At 71.5% G+C, this 21,503-nt stretch carries 15 protein-coding genes; 9 read left to right on the top strand and 6 right to left on the bottom strand.

Going from position 1 to position 21,503, the window contains the following annotated elements; translation table 11 throughout:
- Positions 1-6 precede the first annotated feature (6 nt).
- From DEI98_RS18395 to ileS, 3 genes are read right to left on the bottom strand one after another with little or no spacing between them, the layout of a single operon-like run.
- Positions 7-492: a DUF4233 domain-containing protein gene (locus tag DEI98_RS18395; RefSeq protein WP_146243512.1), complete on the bottom strand. Its 486-nt coding sequence runs from the start codon at positions 490-492 to the stop codon at positions 7-9.
- Positions 489-1,997: a folylpolyglutamate synthase/dihydrofolate synthase family protein gene (locus tag DEI98_RS12275; RefSeq protein WP_181438027.1), complete on the bottom strand. Its 1,509-nt coding sequence runs from the start codon at positions 1,995-1,997 to the stop codon at positions 489-491. Before DEI98_RS12275 ends, DEI98_RS18395 begins: the two co-directional genes overlap by 4 nt.
- Entirely contained in the window at positions 1,994-5,251 is a 3,258-nt protein-coding gene (gene ileS / locus DEI98_RS12270) for an isoleucine--tRNA ligase (RefSeq protein WP_111100878.1), read from the bottom strand. Before ileS ends, DEI98_RS12275 begins: the two co-directional genes overlap by 4 nt.
- Before the next feature lie 244 nt (positions 5,252-5,495).
- On the opposite strand from ileS, the gene DEI98_RS12265 reads away from it, so the two are divergent.
- Entirely contained in the window at positions 5,496-6,518 is a 1,023-nt protein-coding gene (locus DEI98_RS12265) for a cation diffusion facilitator family transporter (RefSeq protein WP_111100877.1), read from the top strand.
- Positions 6,519-6,661: 143 nt separating this feature from the next.
- On the opposite strand, the gene DEI98_RS12260 is transcribed toward DEI98_RS12265, so the two are convergent.
- Positions 6,662-7,261, bottom strand: coding sequence for a TetR family transcriptional regulator (locus DEI98_RS12260; protein ID WP_110864855.1), 600 nt, complete (start codon positions 7,259-7,261; stop codon positions 6,662-6,664).
- A 32-nt stretch (positions 7,262-7,293) separates the two neighbouring features.
- Here DEI98_RS12260 and DEI98_RS12255 point away from each other — a divergent pair, with 32 nt between their 5' ends.
- Genes DEI98_RS12255 through DEI98_RS12240 form a run of 4 tightly spaced genes read left to right on the top strand, consistent with a single transcriptional unit; the run spans position 7,294 to position 12,543 of the window.
- Complete coding sequence (locus DEI98_RS12255; protein ID WP_111100876.1) at positions 7,294-8,913, top strand: ABC transporter substrate-binding protein; 1,620 nt, start codon at positions 7,294-7,296, stop codon at positions 8,911-8,913.
- Positions 8,914-8,918: 5 nt separating this feature from the next.
- Positions 8,919-9,914 carry an ABC transporter permease gene (locus tag DEI98_RS12250; protein WP_111100875.1) on the top strand — a complete coding sequence of 332 codons (996 nt, stop codon included), beginning with the start codon at positions 8,919-8,921 and terminating at the stop codon, positions 9,912-9,914.
- The gene (locus DEI98_RS12245) at positions 9,911-10,810 is read left to right on the top strand and encodes an ABC transporter permease (RefSeq protein ID WP_111100874.1); all 900 of its coding nucleotides are present in this window, start codon (positions 9,911-9,913) and stop codon (positions 10,808-10,810) included. The genes DEI98_RS12250 and DEI98_RS12245 overlap by 4 nt, the downstream gene beginning before the upstream one ends.
- On the top strand, positions 10,807-12,543 hold the full coding sequence (locus DEI98_RS12240) for an ABC transporter ATP-binding protein (protein WP_111100873.1): 1,737 nt from the start codon (positions 10,807-10,809) through the stop codon (positions 12,541-12,543). Before DEI98_RS12245 ends, DEI98_RS12240 begins: the two co-directional genes overlap by 4 nt.
- A gap of 146 nt (positions 12,544-12,689) precedes the next feature.
- Here DEI98_RS12240 and proP read toward each other — a convergent pair whose 3' ends face one another.
- Complete coding sequence (gene proP / locus DEI98_RS12235) at positions 12,690-14,255, bottom strand: glycine betaine/L-proline transporter ProP (RefSeq protein WP_258370840.1); 1,566 nt, start codon at positions 14,253-14,255, stop codon at positions 12,690-12,692.
- 287 nt (positions 14,256-14,542) lie between these two features.
- Here proP and valS point away from each other — a divergent pair, with 287 nt between their 5' ends.
- Positions 14,543-17,137 carry a valine--tRNA ligase gene (gene valS, locus DEI98_RS12230; RefSeq protein ID WP_258370839.1) on the top strand — a complete coding sequence of 865 codons (2,595 nt, stop codon included), beginning with the start codon at positions 14,543-14,545 and terminating at the stop codon, positions 17,135-17,137.
- A 65-nt stretch (positions 17,138-17,202) separates the two neighbouring features.
- A complete protein-coding gene (locus DEI98_RS12225; RefSeq protein ID WP_027464702.1) occupies positions 17,203-17,454 on the top strand; it encodes a hypothetical protein in 252 nt (83 codons plus the stop codon).
- Between the two features lie 161 nt (positions 17,455-17,615).
- Here DEI98_RS12225 and DEI98_RS12220 read toward each other — a convergent pair whose 3' ends face one another.
- A complete protein-coding gene (locus DEI98_RS12220) occupies positions 17,616-18,455 on the bottom strand; it encodes an alpha/beta fold hydrolase (RefSeq protein WP_111100872.1) in 840 nt (279 codons plus the stop codon).
- A 122-nt stretch (positions 18,456-18,577) separates the two neighbouring features.
- Between DEI98_RS12220 and DEI98_RS12215 the strand changes: the two genes are divergently transcribed.
- Entirely contained in the window at positions 18,578-19,159 is a 582-nt protein-coding gene (locus DEI98_RS12215) for a TetR/AcrR family transcriptional regulator (RefSeq protein WP_071245042.1), read from the top strand.
- Between the two features lie 227 nt (positions 19,160-19,386).
- Positions 19,387-21,411, top strand: coding sequence for a M3 family metallopeptidase (locus DEI98_RS12210; protein WP_111100871.1), 2,025 nt, complete (start codon positions 19,387-19,389; stop codon positions 21,409-21,411).
- Positions 21,412-21,503 lie beyond the last annotated feature (92 nt).

The raw sequence follows: 21,503 nt of genomic DNA, 5'->3' as shown, positions 1-21,503 counted from the left end.
TGGTGGTCAGTCCTCGCCCATGGCCGCTCGGCGCGCGGCGTTCTGACGGTCCAGTTGACCGCCCTTGACGAAGCAGAAGACCCACAGCGCCAGGAACACCACGGCGACCGCGAACATGAACGGTTCGATGAACCCGGTGGCGAGGATGGCCGCCTGCAGCAGCCACCCGAACCATACACCGGCCCGGTTGCCCGTCAGACGTGAGGCAGCTGCGAGGACGATGATCGCGCCGATGCCCCCGCCGAAGGCCGCTGCGGGCGGCAGCGTGCCCTTGCCGAAGACGACGAGCATGGGGAAGAAGAACATGATCGCCTCGAGCACGAGCGTGATCGAGAGCAGGCTCTCCTGCGCCCCGCGTTCGCGGCGCGGCTTCCGGGTGCGCGGTGCGCGGCCCGGCCGGGAGGTGGGCCCACGCGAGCCGGTTCCAGACGACCGCGGAGCTTGCGGAGAGGTCGGCTGGCCGTGCTCGTGGGGACGTGGTGCGTCCGTCACTTCGCCTCACCTTCGCGGTGCACGAGGTCCATGACCGCGCCCACCATCACGATGGAGCCCGCGACGAGCACGAGGGCGTCCTCGGCGTCCGCCTCGTCGGCCAGGCTGCGCGCTTCCTGCAGTGCGGACGCCAGGGACGGCTCGACGACGACGCGGTCCTCGCCGACCTCGTCGACGACGACCCGGGCGAACTCGTCCGCGTCGAGCGCTCGCTCCCCCGGCGGCTGCGTCACGACGAACGTCGCGACGGTGTCCTTGAGCGCGCGGACGAACCCGCGGGCGTCCTTGTCGCCGAGGATCCCGACGACGCCGACGACGTGCTCGGACGGGAACGCCACCGGCAGGGCATCGGCCAGGGCCTTCGCACCGTGCGGGTTGTGCGCGGCGTCGACGACGACGGTCGGGTCGGTCGCGATGGGCTGCAGGCGGCCGGGGCTGGTCGTGCCGGCGATGCCCTCGGACAGGACGTCCTCGTCGAGGGCCTGGGCCCCGCGACCGAGGAACGACTCGACCGCCGCGATCGCCACGGCGGCGTTCTCGGCCTGGTGCCGGCCGAACAGCGGCAGGAACAGGTCGTCGTAGCGGCCGGCGATGCCCTGCACGGTGATGAGCTGTCCGCCCACCGCCGGGGTGACGTCGACGACGCTGAACCCCGTGCCCTCCACGGCCAGGGTGGACTCGGTGAGCTCGGCGGCGCGCTCGAGTTCGGCGAGGGCCTCGGGGACCTGTCGGCTCGACACCACGGCGGACGACGGCTTGACGATGCCCGACTTGGTGCGGGCGATCTCGGCCACGGTGGCACCGAGCTGCTTCGCGTGGTCGATGGCGATCGGCGTGAACACCGACACCTGGCTCTGCACGACGTTGGTGGAGTCCCACTCGCCGCCCATGCCGACCTCGATCACGGCGACGTCCACCGGGGCCTCGGCGAAGCACGCCAGGGCGAGGACCGTGAGCGCCTCGAAGAAGGTCAGCGGGAGTTCGCCCTTGTCGGCGAGTTCGCGGTCGGTGATCTCGAGCACCGGGGCGATGTCGTCCCAGTTCTCGACGAACCGGTCCGCCGCGATCGGCTGACCGTCGACCACGATTCGCTCCCGGATCGACACCAGGTGCGGGCTCGTCATCAGGCCGGTGCGCAGGCCGTGGGCCCGGACGATGCTCTCGATGGTGCGCGCGGTCGACGTCTTGCCGTTCGTGCCCGTCACGTGGATCACCGGGTACGCCAGGTGCGGGTCGCCGAGCAGCTCGACGGCGCGGCGCGTGGCGGTCAGCCGGCGCTCGGGGGCCTGTTCGCCGATGCGGGCGTACAGGGCGGCCTCGACGCGGCGGACCTCGTCGTCGTCGCCGCCGTAGGGCACGGCGTCGGCTGGAGCGTCGCCGGAGGGGCCGACCGGGATCCGGATGCCGTCCTCGTCGCGCCCATCAACACCGTGACCGTCGAGCTCGTCGTGTCCGACGAACTCCTCGTTCGCCTCGTGGTCGTCGTACTGGTCGTGGTCACTCATGCGCGTGCTACCTCCACGGATACCTTCGCACCGTCACCGACGTCGGTGGTGGTGTTGTCCGCCCCGAGGGGCACGATCTCGACGCTCGTCGCCAGGGTCTCCCCCGCGATGAGCTCCTGGTGCGCGCGGACCGCGCCGTCGGCCGTGTCGTCCACCCGGAGGGTCAGGGCGATGCGGTCACTGACGTCGAGGTCGGCGTCGCGGCGGGCCTGCTGGACGGCGCGGACGACGTCACGGGCGAGCCCCTCGGCCTCGAGCTCGGGCGTCGTCACGGTGTCGAGCACCACGAAACCGCCCTCGTCGAGGAACGCCACGGCCACCGAGGCGTCGGCCACGGTGAGGTCGAGTGAGTACTCGCCCTCGATCAGGTCGACGCCACCGACGGTCACGCCGGAGTCGGTCGCGGTCCAGTCGCCCTTCTTGGCGGCCGGGATCACCTGCTGCACCTGCTTGCCGATGCGGGGACCGGCGACGCGGGCGTTCACGGTGAGCTTCCGCTCGATGCCGTACTGCGCCAGCGATTCCTCGGCCTGGGCCTCGAGCACCACGCGCTTGACGTTGAGCTCGTCGCGCAGGATGTCGGCGAACGGTTCGACCGCGGCCGGGTCCGGCACCACCAGGGTCAGCGTGGCCAGGGGCAGGCGGACGCGCTTGCCGGTGGCCTTGCGGAGCGCCAGGCCCTTCGAGGCGACGTCGCGCACGCGGTCCATCGCGTCGACGAGGGCGTCGTCGGCGGGGAACTCGTCGGGGTCCGGGAAGTCCGTCAGGTGGACGCTGCGTCCGCCGGTCAGGCCCTTCCAGATCTCCTCGGTGACGAGCGGCGCGAGCGGGGCGGCTACCCGGGTCAGGGTCTCGAGCACGGTGTACAGCGTGTCGAACGCCGCACGGGTCTCGGCGCCGGCGTCCGCGTCGGCCCCGGTCCAGAACTTGTCGCGCGAGCGGCGGACGTACCAGTTCGTGAGCACGTCGGCGAAGTCGCGGACGGCCTGGGCTGCGAGCGGGGTGTCGAGCGCGTCGAGGTGCGTCCGGACGTCGGTGACGAGGACCCGGGTCTTCGCGAGCAGGTACCGGTCGAGCACGTCGGTCGAGTCGGTCCGGCGCTGGGCCCGGTACCCGTCGGGGCCCGAGGCGTTCGCGTACAGGGTGAAGAAGTAGTACGTCGACCACAGCGGCAGCATGAACTCGCGGACGCCCTGGCGGATGCCCTCCTCGGTGACGACGAGGTTGCCGCCGCGGATCACCGACGAGGACATCAGGAACCAGCGCATGGCGTCGGCGCCGTCGCGGTCGAAGACCTCGGAGACGTCCGGGTAGTTCCGGAGCGACTTCGACATCTTCTGGCCGTCCGAGCCGAGGACGATGCCGTGGCTGATGACGTTCTGGAACGCCGGCCGGTCGAACAGCGCGGTGGAGAGCACGTGCATGACGTAGAACCAGCCGCGCGTCTGCCCGATGTACTCGACGATGAAGTCGGCCGGGCTGTGCGACTCGAACCACTCGCGGTTCTCGAACGGGTAGTGCACCTGGGCGTACGGCATCGAGCCGGAGTCGAACCACACGTCGAACACGTCGGTGATCCGGCGCATCGTCGAGTTGCCCGTGGGGTCGTCGGGGTTCGGCCGCGTCAGGTCGTCGATGAACGGCCGGTGCAGGTCCACTTCGCCCTCGGCGTTCACCGGCAGGCGACCGAAGTCGCGCTCGATGTCGGCGAGCGAGCCGTACACGTCGGTGCGCGGGTACTCGGGGTCGTCGGACTGCCACACCGGGATCGGCGTGCCGAAGTATCGGTTGCGCGAGACCGACCAGTCGATGGCGTTGCCCACCCACTTGCCGAACTGGCCGTCCTTGACGTTGTCGGGCACCCAGTTGATGTCCTGGTTGAGCTGGCCCATGCGGTCGCGGAGCTCGGTGACGCGGACGAACCACGACGAGACGGCCTTGTAGATGAGCGGCTTCCGGCACCGCCAGCAGTGCGGGTAGCTGTGCTCGTAGGACGCCTGGCGGAGCAGTCGGCCGGCGTCGCGGACCGCCTTGGTCAGCGGCTTGTTCGCGTCCGACCAGAGCAGGCCGGCGACCTCGCCGAACTGCGACGTGAAGATGCCGCCCTCGTCGAGGGACAGCACGACGGGGATGCCGGCGGCGGCGCAGACCTCTTGGTCGTCGGCACCGTAGGCCGGGGCCTGGTGCACGATGCCGGTGCCCTCACCGGTCTCGACGTACTCGGCGACCAGTACTCGCCAAGCGTTCTCGTACCCTTCCTGGTCGGCTAGGAAGTCGAACAGCCGCTCGTACTCGACGCCGTCGAGCTCGGCGCCCGTCAGCGTGCGCGCGACGGCGGCGAGCGCCTCGTCACCCGAGGCGTAGCCGAGCTCCTTCGCGTGCGCGGCCACGGTGTCCGACGCGAGCAGGTAGGAGACGGAACCGGCGTCGGCACCGTCAGCCGCGCCTCCAGGCCCTGCCGGGACGACCGCGTACGCGATCTCCGGACCGACTGCCAACGCGGCGTTCGTCGGGAGGGTCCAGGGGGTCGTCGTCCAGGCGAGCGCCCGCACACCGGTCAGGTCGAGCGCGGAAGCGCGGTCGCCGTGCAGCGGGAACGAGACGGTGACGGACTGGTCCTGGCGCATCTTGTAGACGTCGTCGTCCATGCGCAGCTCGTGGTTGGACAGCGGCGTCTGGTCGTTCCAGCAGTACGGCAGGACCCGGAAGCCCTCGTACGCCAGGCCCTTGTCCCAGAGCTGCTTCCAGGCCCAGAGCACGCTCTCCATGAAGGTGACGTCGAGGGTCTTGTAGTCGTCCTCGAAGTCGACCCAGCGCGCCTGGCGGGTGACGTACTCCTGCCACTCGTCGGTGTACTGCAGCACCGACTTCTTGGCGGCGGCGTTGAAGACGTCGATGCCCATGGCGTCGATCTCGTGCTTCTCGGTGATGCCGAGCTGCCGCATCGCCTCGAGCTCGGCGGGCAGGCCGTGGGTGTCCCAGCCGAAGCGGCGGTGCACCTGCTTGCCGCGCATGGTCTGGTAGCGCGGGAAGACGTCCTTGGCGTAGCCGGTCAGCAGGTGCCCGTAGTGCGGCAGACCGTTGGCGAAGGGCGGCCCGTCGTAGAAGGTCCACTCCGGGCAGCCCTGTCGCGCGTCGATGGACGCCTGGAAGGTGTCGTCGCGCTTCCAGAAGGCGAGGATGCCCCGCTCGACGGCGGGGAAGCTCGGCGAGGGGACGACGCCATCGGCATCGGCGTTCAACGGGTACGGCACCGGGACTCCTTGTGGGTTCGCTCGATCTCCACGAGGACGGAAACAGGTTCCGCGGTACCACCTCGTTTGCCGCCCAACGTGCGCTGTGCGACCACTCTGTGTCGGGGATGGTGACGGTCCCGAACCCGCCCGGTTCTACTGACGGAGGCGCTGGTGCGCTCCGCGTTCTTCCGGAAGCTCCCCGGTGATGGCCGGATCGATGCTCGTGGAACACGACTTTACCGGACGGGAGCATGCTTGAGCGATGCCCGCAGAAGAACGCCCGGAGTCACTCGTCACCGTCTTGATCGCGTTCGGGGCGAACCTGCTCGTCGCGATCGCGAAGACGATCGCCTCGCTCGTGTCGGGTTCGGCCTCGATGGTGGCCGAGGCGGCGCACTCCTGGGCGGACACCGGCAACGAGGTGTTCCTGCTCGTCGCGGAACGACGGGGCGGCAGGAAGCGGGACACCGCACACCCGCTCGGGTACGGACGCGAGACCTACATCTGGTCGATGTTCGCGGCGTTCGGGCTGTTCACGGCCGGTGCGATCGTGTCGATCTACCACGGCATCTCGGAGTTCGGGGACACCGGGCCGGCCGAGGACGTCGTCCTCAACTACGTCGTGCTCGGGGTCGCGTTCCTGCTCGAGGGCACGAGCTTCCTGCAGGCGTACCGGCAGGCGCACGGTGCCGCGACGAAGCGCAAGGTCCCGGTGCTGCGGCACGTGCTGCAGTCGTCGAACCCGACGCTCCGTGCGGTGTTCGCCGAGGACGCGGCGGCGCTGATCGGCCTGGTCGTGGCGTTCCTCGGGGTGTTCCTGCACCAGGTCACCGGGCTGGCGGTCTTCGACGCACTCGGCTCCATCGCGATCGGTGTGCTGCTCGGGATCGTCGCGATCGTCCTGATCGATCGCAACCGCCGGTTCCTGCTCGGCCAGAGCACGTCCCCGGAGCTCGAGAACGCCGTGCTCGTCGAGCTGCTGGGCCGGTCGCAGGTCGAGCGGGTCACCTACCTGCACCTGGAGTTCGTGGGGCCGTCGCGGGTGTACCTCGTCGCGGCCGTCGACCTGACGGGGAACGAGACCGAGGAACACGTGGCGGTGCGGTTGCGCGAGGTGGAGCAGTCGCTCGAGGACAGCCCCTACATCGAGGAGGCCGTCCTCACCCTGAGCTACCCGGGCGACGATTCGCTGGTGCCGACCGACGGCGACGTGCCCGAGGTCGTGCGGGACGGCACGGCTTCGGACGTGGCGTCCGGTGGCGCGGGGACCCTGCGCACGGAGTGAGCGTCGACTGGGTGGGTGGCCGGCGGCGGGGTTCGTGTTGCAAGACGCCGGCGTGTCAGCAAGACGCCGCCATGTGCTCGAGACGCCGCCGGATTCGGCGGCGTCACGCGGGCGAGGCGGCGTCGCGCAAAGACGCCGGCGCGTCAGCGGGCGTCGAGGCCCGCGACCACCGGGGTGAGTGCCGCCGCGACGTACTCGACGAGCGCACGGCGGCCGACCCCGTCGGTGACCCACACCCCGAACGCCGCGGCGGCGGCTCCGAGCATCGCGCCGGACACCGTCTGCGGCCAGAGTGAGCGCGCCTGCTCCCCCGTGCGGCCCGCGACGAAGGCGGCGACGGCCTCGTGCTGCGCCGTCACCCGGACCGCGACGCCCGCCACCAGCTCGGGCCCGATGCCCATGACCTCGGCCTGCGCAACGGCCCACGGCACCCGCTCGGGGTCGTGGGCACGGGCTGCTGCGAGCAGCGCCTGCTCGACGGCCCGGACGACGCTCGGCTCGGTCGAGGCGGCGAGGTACCCGGGCAGCCCGGCGACGGCGGCGTCGAGTTCGAGCCACATCACGTCGGCCTTCGCCGGGAAGTAGTTGAAGAACGTCGCACGGCTGACCCCGGCGCGGGCGGCGATCTGGTCGACCGTGGTGCGTCCGTACCCCTGCTCGAGGAAGAGCTCGGCGGCGGCGTCCGCGAGCACCTCAGCGCTCGAGCGTCGGGGTCGGCCACCGCGGCGGATCGGTTCGTCCATGGGCCCCAGTAAACCGTTAGACTCGGTCAGCCATGATCTTGGACTCAGTACAGAAAACCCTCACCGCGATCGCGGGCGCCTCGGCGGTCCTGCTCGTCCTCGCTGCCTGCAGCGGACCGGGCACGAGCACCGGGAGCAGCACACCGGTCGCCGGCGGCACGCTCACCTACGCCTCCGGCGACGCCGAACCGACCTGCCTCGACCCGCACGTCGGCGGCAACTACCCGCAGGCACTCCTGGCGACGCAGTACATCGAGGAGCTCGTCGGGCTCGAGGACGGCGAACCCACGCCCGAGCTCGCGACCAAGTGGACCACGAGCGACGACGGGAAGACCCTGACGTTCACCCTGCGCGACGACGTCTCCTTCAGCGACGGCACCCCGTTCGACGCCGCCGCGGTCGTGGCGAACATCAAGCACGTGCAGGACCCGGCCACCGCCTCGAGCACCGGCTACCTGGCGCTGCAGTCCATCACGAAGGCGACCGCCACCGACGAGCACACCGTCACGCTGACGCTGAGCCGACCGGACAGCGCGCTGCTCGAGTCCTTCTCGCAGCCCTGGGTGGGCATGGAGTCCCCGAAGGCGCTCGAACGGAAGCAGGCGACGAACTGCGAGTCCCCCGTCGGCACCGGCCCCTTCGAGGTCACCGGTTGGAAGCACGGCGACCGCGTCACCCTGACGAAGAACACCGACTACTGGGGCGCGACGAAGCCGCGCCTGTCCGGCATCACGTGGCGGTTCCTGCCGGACTCGACCTCGCGCTACGCCGCGCTGCAGTCCGGCCAGGTCGACGTGATCGACAACGCCCAGCCCGACCAGCTCAAGGCCGCGTCGGCGAAGGGCGCCATCCGCGACCTCGACGCCCCGCGCCCCGGCGCCTCGAACCGGCTCGAGCTGAACTCCGGGCACGGGGTGTTCCGCGACGAAGCGGTGCGCCAGGCCTTCATCGCCGGTGCCGAGATCGACCCCGGCCTGCAGTCGCTGTTCCTCGGCACCGCGAAGCGCTCGTACTCGGTGCTCTCGAGCGCGGAGCCGCTCGCGTACTCCGAGAAGAGCCGGTTCGACTACTCCCCCACCAAGGCGAAGCAGCTCCTCGACGACGCCGGGTGGAAGGTCGGGTCGGACGGCATCCGCGAGAAGGACGGCCAGCAGCTCACCGTGACGTTCCCCGTCTCGACGAACCAGTCGGTGCCGGCCGAGCGCAGCCTGTTCCAGCAGATCCAGGCGTCCGAGAAGGCCGTCGGGTTCAAGGTCGTGCTCGACGAACTCGACCTGTCCAGCTGGTACGCCGCCCTCGCCGCGAACGAGTACGACGTCGTCAGCGCCCCGTACACGAAGGTCGGCCCCGACGTCCTGCGCATCCTGTACGACAGCGCGAGCATCGAACCGGCACCGTCGGGCTACTTCGCGAACCTGGCCCAGCTCGACGACCCCGCCGTCGACCGGCTGCTCGAGCAGGCCGCCCGCACCTCGGACGCCGACGACCGTGCCGACCTGTACGAGCAGGCGCAGAAGGCGATCCTGGCGAGCGACACCGTGCTCCCCCTGTACGACCAGCAGAACCACTTCCTGGTGCGCTCGGCCGTGCACGGCATCCGGACCACCCCGGTCTCGACGCCCTGGTTCGGCACCGCCTGGATCGACCGCTGACACGGATGCGATGGGTCTGGTGGGCCCTCCGGCGGCTCGCCGGGGGCATCGGCGTGCTCTGGGCCGTCGCGACGATCGTCTTCGTCGCGATCCGGCTCATCCCCGGTGACCCGGCGCTCGCGATCCTGGGCGGACCGGGGTCGCAGGCCTCGGCCGAGGCCGTCGCCCAGGTCCGCCACGAGTACGGCCTCGACCAGCCGGTCCTGGTGCAGTATGCGGTGTTCCTCGGACGCCTGGCGACCGGGCAGCTCGGCGACTCGTACGCCTTCCGCACCCCGGTCGCGACGCTCCTCGCCCAGCAGCTGCCCGTCACGCTGACGCTCGCGGTCGCCGGCCTCGTCGTCGCCTGGGTGCTGGCGATCGTCGCCGCCTGGGCCTCGACGCAGCGCGGCCGGATCGCCGCCGGGCTCACCAGCGCCCTGAGCGTCACCGCGAGCGTGATGCCGCACTTCTGGCTCGGCAGCGTGCTCATCGTGGTGTTCGCCACGTCCCTGGGGTGGGTGCCGGCGGTCAGTGACGGCACCGCTCGCGGCTGGGTGCTCCCGGTGCTGACCGTGGCCGTGCCGGTCGCCGGGTACCTGGCCGAGACCGTGCGCGACGGCGTGGTCGACGCGCAGCGCTCCGCCTTCGCACTCGCCGCCCGAGGTCGGGGCGAGACCCGCCTCGGCCTGTTCGGACGGCACCTGCTCCGGCACGCCGCCCTGCCCGGGATCGCGCTGTCCGCGTGGGCCTTCGGGTCGCTCGTCTCCGGAGCCGTGGTCGTCGAGTCCGTGTTCGCCCTGCCCGGCATCGGCCGTGCCCTGGTCACCGCCGTCACCCAGCGGGACATGCCGCTCGTCGCCGGCATCGCGATGGTGTCGGCGGCCGCGTACGTGGTCGTGCTGGCCGTGGCTGACCTGGTCGAACGTGCCGTCGACCCGCGCAGCACCGCACGGAACGCGGCCCTGCGCCCCGGTGCTGCGCGACGCCGTGAGCCCGGCCGTCCGGCGGGCGCGCGGTGAGCGGGATCGCCGACCCGGGCCTCCAGACCGGAACGCCCGGCCACCAGACCGCCGTCGGCACCGAGCGCGTCCGTGGGGGGACGCTCGGCGCCGGCGGCATCGCCGCGGGGGTGGTCGTCCTGGTCGCCGTCGTGGCGGCGGTGTGGCCCGCCCTGCTCGGCGGCGGGGACCCACTCGCGGTGCACCCCGCAGATGCCCTGGCCGCCCCGAGCGGCGCGCACCCGTTCGGCACCGACGAGTCCGGACGCGACGTCCTGGCGCGGGTGGTCGCGGGGACCCGGGCATCGCTCGTCGTCGGCGTCGCCGCGACCCTGATCGGCGGCGGCGTGGGCGTCCTGCTCGGCGTCGCCGCCGGTCTCGGTGCCGGGGCCGGACGACTCGGACGACTGCTCGACGCCGTCATCGGCCGCGTCACCGAGGTCGCGTTCGCCCTGCCGCTGCTGCTCGTCGCCCTCGTCGTCATCGCCGTGACCGGTCCGGGTCCGGTACCGGCGGTGCTCGCCGTCGGGTTCGCGACCGCTCCCGGCTACGCCCGGATCGTGCGCGGCCTGGTCCGGGCCGCCCGGAGTTCGCAGGTGGTCGAGACGGCGGTGCTGCTCGGCCGCTCCCCCGCCCGCACCGTGGTCAGGCACGTGCTGCCGACGGCGCTCTGGCCCGTCGTCGCCGTCGCCACGCTCGGGGTCGGGCAGGCGGTCGTGTGGGCCTCGGCGCTGAGCTACCTCGGCGTCGGCACGCCCCCGCCCGCGCCGGAGTGGGGCGCGATGCTCGCCGACGGTCGCACGTACCTGCAGACCGCGCCGTGGATGAGCACCTTCCCCGGACTCGCGATCGTGGTGCTCGCGACCGCCGTCACCGTGCTCGGCCGGGCGATCCGACGGACCGGGGCCGCGCGGTGAGCGCCGTCCTCGACGTCCGCGGGCTCACCGTCGCCATCGGCGGCACCCCGATCGTGCACGGTGTCGGCCTGCGCGTCGACGCCGGCGAGTGCGTCGCCCTGGTCGGGGCGTCCGGCTCCGGAAAGACCGTCACCGCCCGCGCCGTGCTCGGCCTGTCCGCGCCCGGCGCCGCCGTGCACGCCGACGTGTTCACGGTCGACGGCGTCGACGTCGGCGGGTACACGGACCGGCGGTGGCGTCGGCTTCGGGGATCGCGGGTCGGCTACGTCGGCCAGGAGGCCCTGGGCGCGTTGGACCCGCTGCGCCCCGTCGGGCGCGAGGTCGCCGACAGCCTCCGCCTGCACACCGAGATGCGTGCGGCCGAGCGCGTGGACGCCGTGCGCGACGCACTGGCCGCGGTGGGCCTCGACCCGGACATCGCGACCGACGGCCGGCTCGCCGGGACACTGTCGGGCGGGATGCGACAGCGGGCCCTCATCGCCGCGGCGACCGTCGGGTCCCCCGCGCTGCTGGTCGCCGACGAACCGACGACGGCCCTCGACGCCGGGGTCGCCGTCACCGTGATGGAACAGCTGCGGGCGGCGCAGACCCGCGGTGCCGGACTGCTCGTCATCACGCACGACCTGGGGCTCGTCGCGGGGTGGGCCGACCGGGTCGCCGTCGTGCACGAGGGCCGGATCGTCGAGCAGGGCCCGGTCGCCGAGGTCTTCGCGGCGCCGACCCACCCCGCGACCCGGGCGCTGGTGCGCGCGGCCGGTGCTGCCGCGGCTGCGCCCGCGCCGGCGCACGGTGCCGATCTCGCAGACCGGTGCGAGGTCGATGGCTCCGTGCAGCCCTCTGACGATGCACCGAGCGGCCAACCTCGCACCGACCGCACGACTCCGCACCGTGCGCCGATCGGCAGCCGCGGCACCGAGCGGGCAACCTCGCACGGTGCGAGGGACGTGCTCGCGTCGCAGGGGCTCTCGCGGGAGTACGACGGGGTGCTCGCGGTCGACGACGTGTCGTTCGGGCTCGAACGTGGCCGGGTGCTCGGGGTGATCGGCGCCTCGGGCTCGGGCAAGACGACGCTGGCGCGGATGCTCCTCGGGCTCGAGACGCCCGACGCCGGCGCGGTCACGCTCGACGACGAACCCTGGGTCCCGCTGCCCGAGCGCGAGCGCCGCCCCCGACGGCACCGGGTCGCGGCCGTCGTCCAGGACCCCGGCGCGACGTTCGACGAACGGTGGAACGTCGAGCGCGTCCTCGCCGACGCGTTCTCGCGCGGTGACGAACGGCGGGCACGCGGTGCGCTCGGCGAACGGGTCGACGCGGCACTGCGACAGGTCGACCTCGACCCCGTGCTGCGGTCCCGCTCCCCCCGCACCCTGTCCGGCGGGCAACGCCAGCGGCTCGCGATCGCCCGTGCGCTGGCGACCGATCCCGAGGTGATCGTGCTCGACGAGCCGGTGACCGCCCTCGACGCCACGGTGCAGGACGCCGTGCTGCGGCTGCTCGAACGGCTCCGCGACGAGACCGGGGTGGCGATGGTGTTCGTGTCGCACGACCTGCGGGCGGTCCGGCGGATGGCGGACGAGGTCCTCGTGGTGCACCGCGGCGCGGTCGTCGAGCACGGCCCCGCCGCCGAGGTCTTCGCGCGCCCGGCGCACCCGGTGACCGCGCGGCTGCTGCACGCCGCGGAGCGGCTGGCAGCGGGCCCCGCCGCAGGGACCGCAGCCGGCCCCACGGGCTGAGCGACCGTCCACGCGCGCTCGCACCCGTGGACTGTCGCTGCGCGCGTGGCGTCACCGACGGCCCTGAACGGCCAGGAGGCCCGGTGCGCGTCCGTGACGGACGTGCACCGGGCCTCCTGGCCGGGTTGCCGCGGGGCGGCACGTGGTCAGGAACCGGAGGGTTCGTTCTGGGCGGCGTCGGCCGAGATGATCGGGATCTCGCTCGTCGAGAAGTCCTTCGCCCAGTCGGACTGCGCGAGCTCCGACGTCGGGTCGTTGTAGTCCTCGATGACGCCGGCGATCTCGTCCTCGGAGCCGACCGTCGGGCCGGAGCCCATGAGCGGGCTCGCGGCGGTCTCCTTGGTGAAGTACACCGCGACCAGGCCGATCACGGCGGCGAGCATCAGGTAGAACGCGGGGATGTCCTCGGCCCAGCCGTACCCGGCGTCCTTCGCGGCGTTGATGAGCGCAGCGGTCGCGAGCGGGGTGGTCCCGCCGAAGAGCGACACCGACACGTTGAACGCGATCGCCAGGGCGCCGTAGCGGATGATCGTCGGGAACAGCGCGGGCAGCGTCGACGGCATGGTCGAGGTGAACGTGACCAGTACGACGCCGAGGATCAGCAGGCCGGCGAAGACGCCGACGCCGGTGCCGGTCTGGACCAGCTTGAGGGCCGGCCAGGACAGCAGGATGAAGCCGATGCAGCCGGCGGCGAGCACCGGACGACGCCCGAACTTGTCGGACAGCCGACCGCCGAACGTGATGACGACCATCATGAGCAGCATCACGATGACGATGAGGATCAGGCCGAACGTGGCGTTCTGGCCGAGGTTCTGCTCGAGGTAGGTCGGCATGTACGACAGCAGCATGTAGTCGGTCACGTTGAAGACCAGGACCAGGCCGATGCAGATGATGAGCGAGCGCCAGTTCTCGGCGAAGAGCTTGAGGAACGGGGTCTTCTGGCCCTCGCGCTCGGCGGCCTGCTCCTGCTGCTTCTGGAACGCCGGGGTCTCCTCGAGCTTGAGGCGCAGGTAGAGGCCGATCAGGCCGAGGGGGCCCGCGACGATGAACGGGATGCGCCAGCCCCAGCTGAGCAGGGCGTCCTCGGACAGGCCGAACTGCAGGCCCGTGACGATCGAGGCGCCGAGCACGTAGCCGGCGAGGGTGCCGAACTCGAGCCACGAGCCCATGAAGCCGCGGCGCTTGTCGGGCGAGTACTCGGCGATGAAGGTCGCGGCGCCGCCGTACTCACCACCGGTGGAGAAGCCCTGCACGAAGCGGGCGACGAGCAGCAGGACCGGGGCCCAGAAGCCGATCGTGTCGTACGACGGGATCAGGCCGATCATGAGCGTGCCGGCGGCCATCAGGATCATCGTCAGCGCGAGGACCTTCTGGCGGCCGATCTTGTCGCCGATCGGGCCGAACACGGCACCACCGATCGGGCGCACGATGAACGCGGCGGCGAAGAAGCCGAACGTGGCGACGATGTTCGCGGCCGGGTCGCCCTGCGGCAGGAACACCTGCGAGATGGTGACCGTCAGGTACGCGAAGATGCCGAAGTCGAACCACTCCATGGCGTTGCCGAGCGCGGCAGCCGCGACGGCACGCTTGAGCAGTGACTCCTCGACGACGGTGACGTCGTCCTTCGTCAGATCGCGACGAGCGCGCTTCGCGGCGCCCTTCGTGCGCAACGGCCGATCGCCGTGCGGGTGGGGTGCGTTGTTCGGTGCCAAGTCGTTCCTCCGGGGTGCGGTGCTTCCTTCGGGCGTCCGGCGGACGGCGACGTTGCAGCTCCTGCGAACCCTGCGCTCGCCGGACAAACCCAGGAAGACTAGCAGGCTCCGGGCGTGTCCGACAGTTCGGTGTGCTAGGCGCCGATCGGCGATGGCCGTGAGCGGCCGGTCGTCCGGCTGCGCGCCCTCGCGCGGCCGCTACGATTGGGGCACCGCGCGTCAGGCGCGGAACACTCAGGCACCTCATCACGGACTCGGTGCCGCACACACGTACGGAAGGCACACCCATGACCAAGCCCATGCCCGAGAAGCCGAGCGTCGACGGACTGGAGCAGGTCTGGGGGCCGGTCTGGGAGCAGGACGGCACCTACCGCTTCGACCGCGACGCCGCCGGTCACCGCGACGCCGTCTGGTCGATCGACACCCCGCCGCCCACCGCCTCCGGCTCGCTGCACATCGGGCACGTGTTCTCGTACACGCACACCGACCTCAAGGCCCGGTTCGAGCGCATGCGCGGCAAGCACGTCTTCTACCCGATGGGCTGGGACGACAACGGTCTGCCCACCGAGCGCCGTGTGCAGAACTACTACGGCGTCCGCTGCGACCCGACGCTGCCGTACGACCCCGAGTTCACGCCGCCGTTCGAGGGCGGGGACGGCAAGTCCTCGAAGGCCGCCGACCAGCTGCCCGTGTCGCGCCGCAACTTCATCGAGCTGTGCGAGCGCCTGACCGTGCAGGACGAGCAGCAGTTCGAGGAGCTCTTCCGCACGCTCGGGCTGTCGGTCGACTGGACCCAGTCGTACCGCACCATCGACGACACCTCGCGGGCGAGCGCCCAGCGCGCGTTCCTGCGCAACCTCGAGCGCGGCGAGGCCTACCAGGCCGACGCCCCGACCCTGTGGGACGTCACCTTCCGCACCGCGGTCGCGCAGGCCGAGCTCGAGGACAAGGAGATGCCCGGCGCGTACCACGGCATCGCCTTCCACCGCACCGACGGTGGCGACGACGTCGTCATCCAGACCACCCGCCCCGAGCTCCTGCCCGCCTGCGTCGCCCTGGTGGCCCACCCGGACGACGAGCGGTTCCAGGACCTCTTCGGCACCACGGTCCGCTCCCCCCTGTTCGACGTCGAGGTCCCGGTGCTCGCACACCACCTGGCGCAGAAGGACAAGGGTGCCGGCATCGCGATGGTCTGCACCTTCGGTGACACCACCGACGTCGTGTGGTGGCGCGAGCTGCAGCTGCCGAACCGCGCGATCATCGGCTTCGACGGCCGCGTGCGCTCGGACGAGCCCGCCTGGATCGAGTCGGCGACGGGCCGGGAGCTCTACGCCGAGATGGCCGGCAAGACCGTGTTCTCGGCCAAGAAGGTCGTCGTCGACGCGCTGACCGAGTCCGGCGAGCTGATCGGTGACGTCAAGACCATCCAGCACCCGGTGAAGTTCTTCGAGAAGGGCGACAAGCCCCTCGAGATCGTGTCGACCCGCCAGTGGTACATCGTCAACGGTGCGCGCGACGAGCAGCTGAAGAGCACGCTCCGCCAGCGCGGCGAGGAGATCGCGTTCCACCCGGACTTCATGCGCGTCCGCTACGACAACTGGGTCGGTGGCCTGTCCGGCGACTGGCTCATCTCGCGCCAGCGCTTCTTCGGCGTGCCGCTGCCCGTCTGGTACCCGCTCGACGCCGACGGCAACCCGGTGTTCGACCAGCCGATCGTGCCGACCGAGGCGCAGCTGCCCGTCGACCCGGCCTCCGAGCCCGCCCCCGGCTTCACCGAGGACCAGCGCGGCGTGCCCGGGGGGTTCCAGGGCGAACTCGACGTCATGGACACCTGGGCCACCTCGTCGCTCACCCCGCAGCTCGCGGGCAAGTGGGAGACCGACCCGGCGCTCTACGACCTGGTGTACCCGTACGACGTCCGCCCGCAGGCGCAGGACATCATCCGCACGTGGCTGTTCACGACCGTGCTCCGCAGCCAGCTCGAGGCCGACGTGGTGCCGTGGAAGCACGCCTCCATCTCCGGCTTCATCGTGGACCCCGACCGCAAGAAGATGTCGAAGTCGAAGGGCAACGTCGTCACGCCGCTGTCCATCCTCGAGCAGCACGGCGCCGACGCGGTCCGCTACTGGGCGGCCTCGTCCAAGCTCGGCACGGACGCAGCCTTCGACCCGCAGAACCCGAAGCAGATCAAGGTCGGCCGTCGTCTGGCGATCAAGGTGCTCAACGCGGCGAAGTTCGTCTACGGCTTCCCGCTGCCCGAGGGCGCCACGAGAGTCACCGAGGCGCTCGACGTCGACATGCTCGCCGAGCTCGGTGCCGTCGTCGAGCAGGCCACCGCGGCGTTCGACGGGTTCGACCACGCGCGTGCCCTCGAGATCACCGAGCGCTTCTTCTGGACGTTCTGCGACGACTACCTCGAGCTCGTGAAGGAGCGTGCCTACGGCACCGCGTCCGACGCGACGCACGAGACGCAGGCGAGCGCGGTCCTGGCACTGCGCGGCGCGATCGACGTGCTGCTCCGACTGCTGGCACCGTTCCTCCCGTACGCGACGGAAGAGGTGTGGGCCTGGACCCACGACTCCAGCGTGCACCGGGCCTCCTGGCCGACCGCGGGCGACCTGCCGACCGACGCGGCCCCCACCGGGCTGCTCGCGGCTGTCGGGCAGGCGCTGATCGGGATCCGCGGCGCGAAGACGGCGGCGAAGGCGTCCCAGAAGACGCCCGTGACGCGAGCGGTCGTCGCGGCGCCCGCCGAGACGCGGGTGCTCATCGAGCGCGCGGCGGTCGACCTGGCGGCCGTCGGCCGCATCGAGAACCTGTCGTTCGTCGACGGCGACGAGCTCGCCGTCACCGAGATCGAGCTCGCGGAGCAGCAGGCGTAACGTCGCCTGTCCGGGCCGGGTCGCCTTGGTGACCCGGCCCGTCCACCACCGGACTGGAGGCACGGATGCAGTTGGGCACACGCTGGAACGTGGGTGGGGAGCCGCCTGCGCGACTGCCCGAGACGATGGTCGTCGCCGTGCGCGGGGTCGAGGACGAGCTCGCGGCGGAGTCCGTCGACACGGCGACGTGGGGCTGGACCCTGACCTTCCTCGAGGGCAAGCCGATCGTCGAGCTCGACGACGGCACCTCGATCCACCTCGACGCGCTCGGGCACGCCCAGGTGACGAACCCCGACGACGCGGGCGAAGAGGACTAGCGCGCGCTGCGCGCGGGCGCGCTGCGCGGGGGCGCGCTGCGCGCTGCTCGCTGCGCGGCGCTTGGAGTGCAGAAATGGTCGGGTCCCCGGTGGGGACCCGACCATTTGTGCTCACGATGCGGGCGCCCCCGCCGGGGAGCGCCCGCGTGATCGCCGAGGGATCAGGACTCGGCGAGCCAGGTGCGCAGGACTTCGTTCACCTCGGCGGTGTGCGTGGTGAGCAGGCCGTGCGGGGCACCCTCGATCTCGACGTACTTCGCCGCGGGCAGCGCCTGGGTGAAGCGTCGTCCGGTGGCGTCGATCGGGAGGATGTTGTCCGACGTGCCGTGCACGATCAGTGCGGGGACGGTGACCTTCGGGATGTCCTGACGGAAGTCGGTCGGCCAGGTCAGGGGTGCGGCCGCGGACGCGATCGAGCCGGAGCCGGCCGCGATGTTCCAGGCGTTGCGGACCTGCTCCTCGGAGATGCGGGTGCCGAGGTTCTCCGACAGGTTGAAGAAGTCCTGGTAGAAGTTCGTGAAGTACGCGTAACGGTCCTTCGCCACGTCGGCGGCGATGTCCTTGAAGAACGACATCGGGCCGGCGCCGTCGGGGTTGTCGTCGGTGATGGCGAGGAACGGCTCGAGCGAGGCGAGGAACGCGACCTTCGCGATCCGGTCCTCACCGTGGCGGCCGATGTAGCGGGCGATCTCGCCGGTGCCCATCGAGAAGCCGACGAGGATCACGTCGCGCAGGTCGAGGGTCTCGAGGACCGTGTGCAGGTCGTCGGCGAAGGTGTCGTAGTCGTAGCCGGTGGACGGCTGCGAGGACTGGCCGAAGCCGCGGCGGTCGTACGTGATGACGCGGTAGCCGGCCTCGAGGAGCATCGGAACCTGCCCCTCCCACGAGTTACCGTCGAGGGGGAAGCCGTGGATCAGCACGATCGGCTGCCCCTGGCCCTTGTCCTCGTAGTGGAGTTCGATGTCGACGCTGTTCTCGGTTCCGACGGTGATGGCACCCATGATCGTTCCTTCCCGGAGTATCGCGGAGAACGATCGTTCTCCGCCGATGTGGACTACAGTAGAGAACGCCCGTTCCCGGCGCAAGTCGAGAACGGTGAACACTCAGGGAACGGGGTACACACATGGCCACCAGCACCGTCGAGCCGGACGTCCGAGCACACATCGTCGAGGTCGCGGACCAGCTGTTCTACACGCGCGGGATCCAGTCGGTGGGGATGGACGAGATCCGCACGGGCGCCGGGGTCTCCCTCAAGAAGCTGTACGCGGCGTTCCCCGGCAAGGAGCAGCTCATCGCCGCGGTGCTCGCCGGCCGCCACGACATGTGGGAGCAGGGTGTGCACGGCGCGGTCGAGGCTGCGACCAGCCCGCGAGACAAGCTCCTGGCGGTCTACGACTTCCTGGAGTCGTGGTTCGGCGACGACACGTTCCGCGGTTGCGGGTTCATCAACGCCTTCGGCGAGCTCGGCGCGACCTCGCCCGCCGTCGCCGAGATCGCGCGCGAGCACAAGGACTCGTTCCAGCAGTTCGTGCAGCGGCTCACCGCCGAGGTCGTCGCCGACCCCGAGCACGCCGAGGAACTCGCCGCGCAGCTCGCACTGCTCGCCGAGGGCGCGCAGACCACCGCGGCCATCGCCGGCACCACGGCGCCGGCCGCGCACGCGCGTCGTGCCGCGGTGACCCTGATCGACGCCGCGATGCGCTGACACGCGACCAGCGAGCGGACGGGAGGCCCGTGGCGGCGCCGCCACGGGCCTCCCGTCCGTCCGCTGGTCGCGCCGGGCGCGGGTGCGCGTGCCGGGTCGTTCCGGGCGTCCCTGGTCGTTCCGGGCGTACCTGGTCGGTTCTTTCGACCAGGGACGCCCGATCCCGCTTCCCAGTCCGGGCGTCATGGGAAGGAACGGACTCCAGCACCCGTGCATAGGGTGGGCAGATGGCAACCCCGTTCGACGTCCCGAGCACCCTCCCCTACGCCCTGCCGCCCTTCGGCGACGTGCGACTCGAGCACTACCGACCGGCGTTCGAAGCCGGCATGGCCGAGCAGCGCGCCGAGGTCGAGGCCATCGCCACCGACCCGCACGCCCCGACGGTCGAGAACACCCTGGTCGCACTCGAGCGATCCGGGCAGCTGCTGACCCGCGTCAGCCACGTGTTCTTCACGCTGTCGTCGGCCGACTCGACGCCGGAGCTGCACGACCTCGAGGCCGAGGTCTCCCCGCTCCTCGCCGCCCACCGTGACGCGATCACGCTGGACTCCCGCCTGTACGCCCGCGTGCAGGCGGTGCTCGACGGTGCCGAAGCCGCCGGGCTGACCGGTGAGGCGCTGCGCCTGGTCGAGCGGACCCACGCCGAGATGACCCTGGCGGGCGCGGGCCTCGACGACGCGGGCAAGGAGCGTCTGACCGCGATCAACCAGGAGCTCTCGACCCTGACGACGACCTTCGAGCGGAACCTGCTCGAGGACACCAACGACTCCGCCGTGCACGTGACGAGCGAGGACGAGCTCGAGGGGCTCGACGACGGGGCGAAGTCCGCCGCGGCCGCCGCTGCCGCCGACCGGGGCCTCGACGGCTGGCTCATCACGCTGCCGCTCTACACCGGACACCCGTGGCTGTCCTCGCTGGCGAACCGCGACCTGCGTGAGCGGATCATGCGCGCCTCGCTCGCCCGCGGTCGTCGCGGCAACGAGTACGACAACCGCGAGGTGCTGCTCCGCATCGTCCGGCTGCGGGCCGAGCGCGCCGAGCTGCTCGGGTTCCCGAACCACGCCGCCGTGGTGACCGCCGACGAAACGGCGAAGACCCCCGAGGCCGTCGACGGGCTGCTGTCCTCGCTCGTCGGCGCCGCGGCACGGAACGCCGACGACGAGCGCGCTGTCCGGTCGCGCACGGTCGGGTTCGACATCGAGTCGTGGGACTGGGCGTACGCCACCGAGATCCTGCGCGGCGAGCAGTTCGCCGCGGACAGCACCGCGCTCCGCCCGTACTTCGAGGCCGACCGGGTCCTGCACGACGGGGTCTTCCACGCCGCCGGCGCCCTGTACGGCCTGACCTTCACCGAGCGCCCGGACCTGCACGGCTACAACGACGAGGTCCGGGTCTTCGAGGTCACCGGCGACGACGGCGAGCCCGTGGGGCTGTACCTGCTCGACCTCTACACGCGCGACGGCAAGCGCGGCGGCGCATGGATGAACCCGGTCGTCGAGCAGTCCGAGCTGCTCGGCACCCTGCCCGTCGTGGTCAACAACCTCAACGTCGCGAAGCCGTCCGCCGGCTCCCCCACCCTGCTCATCCAGGACGAGGTCGAGACGCTCTTCCACGAGTTCGGCCACGCCCTCCACGGCCTCATCGCCCGCACCACCTACCCGCGGTTCTCCGGCACGAACGTCGAGCGGGACTTCGTCGAGTTCCCGAGCCAGGTGAACGAGATGTGGCTGTCGTGGCCGTCCGTGCTGGCGAACTACGCGAAGCACCACGAGACCGGAGCACCCCTGCCGCCCGAGCTCGTCCTGGGGCTCAGCGAGTCCGAGGGGTTCAACGAGGGCTTCGGCACGACCGAGTACCTCGCCGCCGCACTGCTCGACCAGGCGTGGCACCGGCTCTCGGCGGCCGACGCCGCGGCGGTGACGTCCGTCGAGGACTTCGAGCGGGACGCCCTGGCCGCCGCCGGCATCGCGGTCGAGGCCGTGCCGCCGCGCTACTCGTCGACGTACTTCGCACACACGTTCTCGGGCGGGTACGACGCCGGTTACTACGGGTACATCTGGTCCGAGGTGCTCGACGCCGACACGGTGGAGTGGTTCCGCGACAACGGCGGGTTGGACCGTGCAGCCGGCAGGCGGTTCGCCGAGCGTCTGCTCGGGGTCGGCGGGGCGAAGGACCCGCTCGAGGCGTACCGGGACTTCCGCGGCCGCGACGCCGAGGTCGGCCCGCTGCTGCGGCGCCGCGGGCTCGAGTAGGCGCGCCGGCGCACGCCGCCGCGCGCTGGCGCACCGCACCACACCGCACCGCACCGCACCGCGAAACGGACACAGCACCACGGAATCCCGTG

The sequence above is a fragment of the Curtobacterium sp. MCLR17_034 genome, from assembly GCF_003234485.1.
GTDB classification, from domain to species: domain Bacteria; phylum Actinomycetota; class Actinomycetes; order Actinomycetales; family Microbacteriaceae; genus Curtobacterium; species Curtobacterium flaccumfaciens.
Note: the sequence above shows the minus strand (reverse complement) of the source record. Positions and strands in the feature narration are given on the sequence as shown.

What these genes read in the sequence shown, in the direction of transcription:
- DEI98_RS12275 (WP_181438027.1), bottom strand. Translation starts at nt 1,997, where the DNA reads ATGAGTGACCACGACCAGTACGACGACCACGAGGCGAACGAGGAGTTC.
- DEI98_RS12265 (WP_111100877.1), top strand. Translation starts at nt 5,496, where the DNA reads ATGCCCGCAGAAGAACGCCCGGAGTCACTCGTCACCGTCTTGATCGCG.
- DEI98_RS12260 (WP_110864855.1), bottom strand. Translation starts at nt 7,261, where the DNA reads ATGGACGAACCGATCCGCCGCGGTGGCCGACCCCGACGCTCGAGCGCT.
- DEI98_RS12255 (WP_111100876.1), top strand. Translation starts at nt 7,294, where the DNA reads ATGATCTTGGACTCAGTACAGAAAACCCTCACCGCGATCGCGGGCGCC.
- DEI98_RS12250 (WP_111100875.1), top strand. Translation starts at nt 8,919, where the DNA reads ATGCGATGGGTCTGGTGGGCCCTCCGGCGGCTCGCCGGGGGCATCGGC.
- valS (WP_258370839.1), top strand. Translation starts at nt 14,543, where the DNA reads ATGACCAAGCCCATGCCCGAGAAGCCGAGCGTCGACGGACTGGAGCAG.
- DEI98_RS12225 (WP_027464702.1), top strand. Translation starts at nt 17,203, where the DNA reads ATGCAGTTGGGCACACGCTGGAACGTGGGTGGGGAGCCGCCTGCGCGA.
- DEI98_RS12220 (WP_111100872.1), bottom strand. Translation starts at nt 18,455, where the DNA reads ATGGGTGCCATCACCGTCGGAACCGAGAACAGCGTCGACATCGAACTC.
- DEI98_RS12215 (WP_071245042.1), top strand. Translation starts at nt 18,578, where the DNA reads ATGGCCACCAGCACCGTCGAGCCGGACGTCCGAGCACACATCGTCGAG.
- DEI98_RS12210 (WP_111100871.1), top strand. Translation starts at nt 19,387, where the DNA reads ATGGCAACCCCGTTCGACGTCCCGAGCACCCTCCCCTACGCCCTGCCG.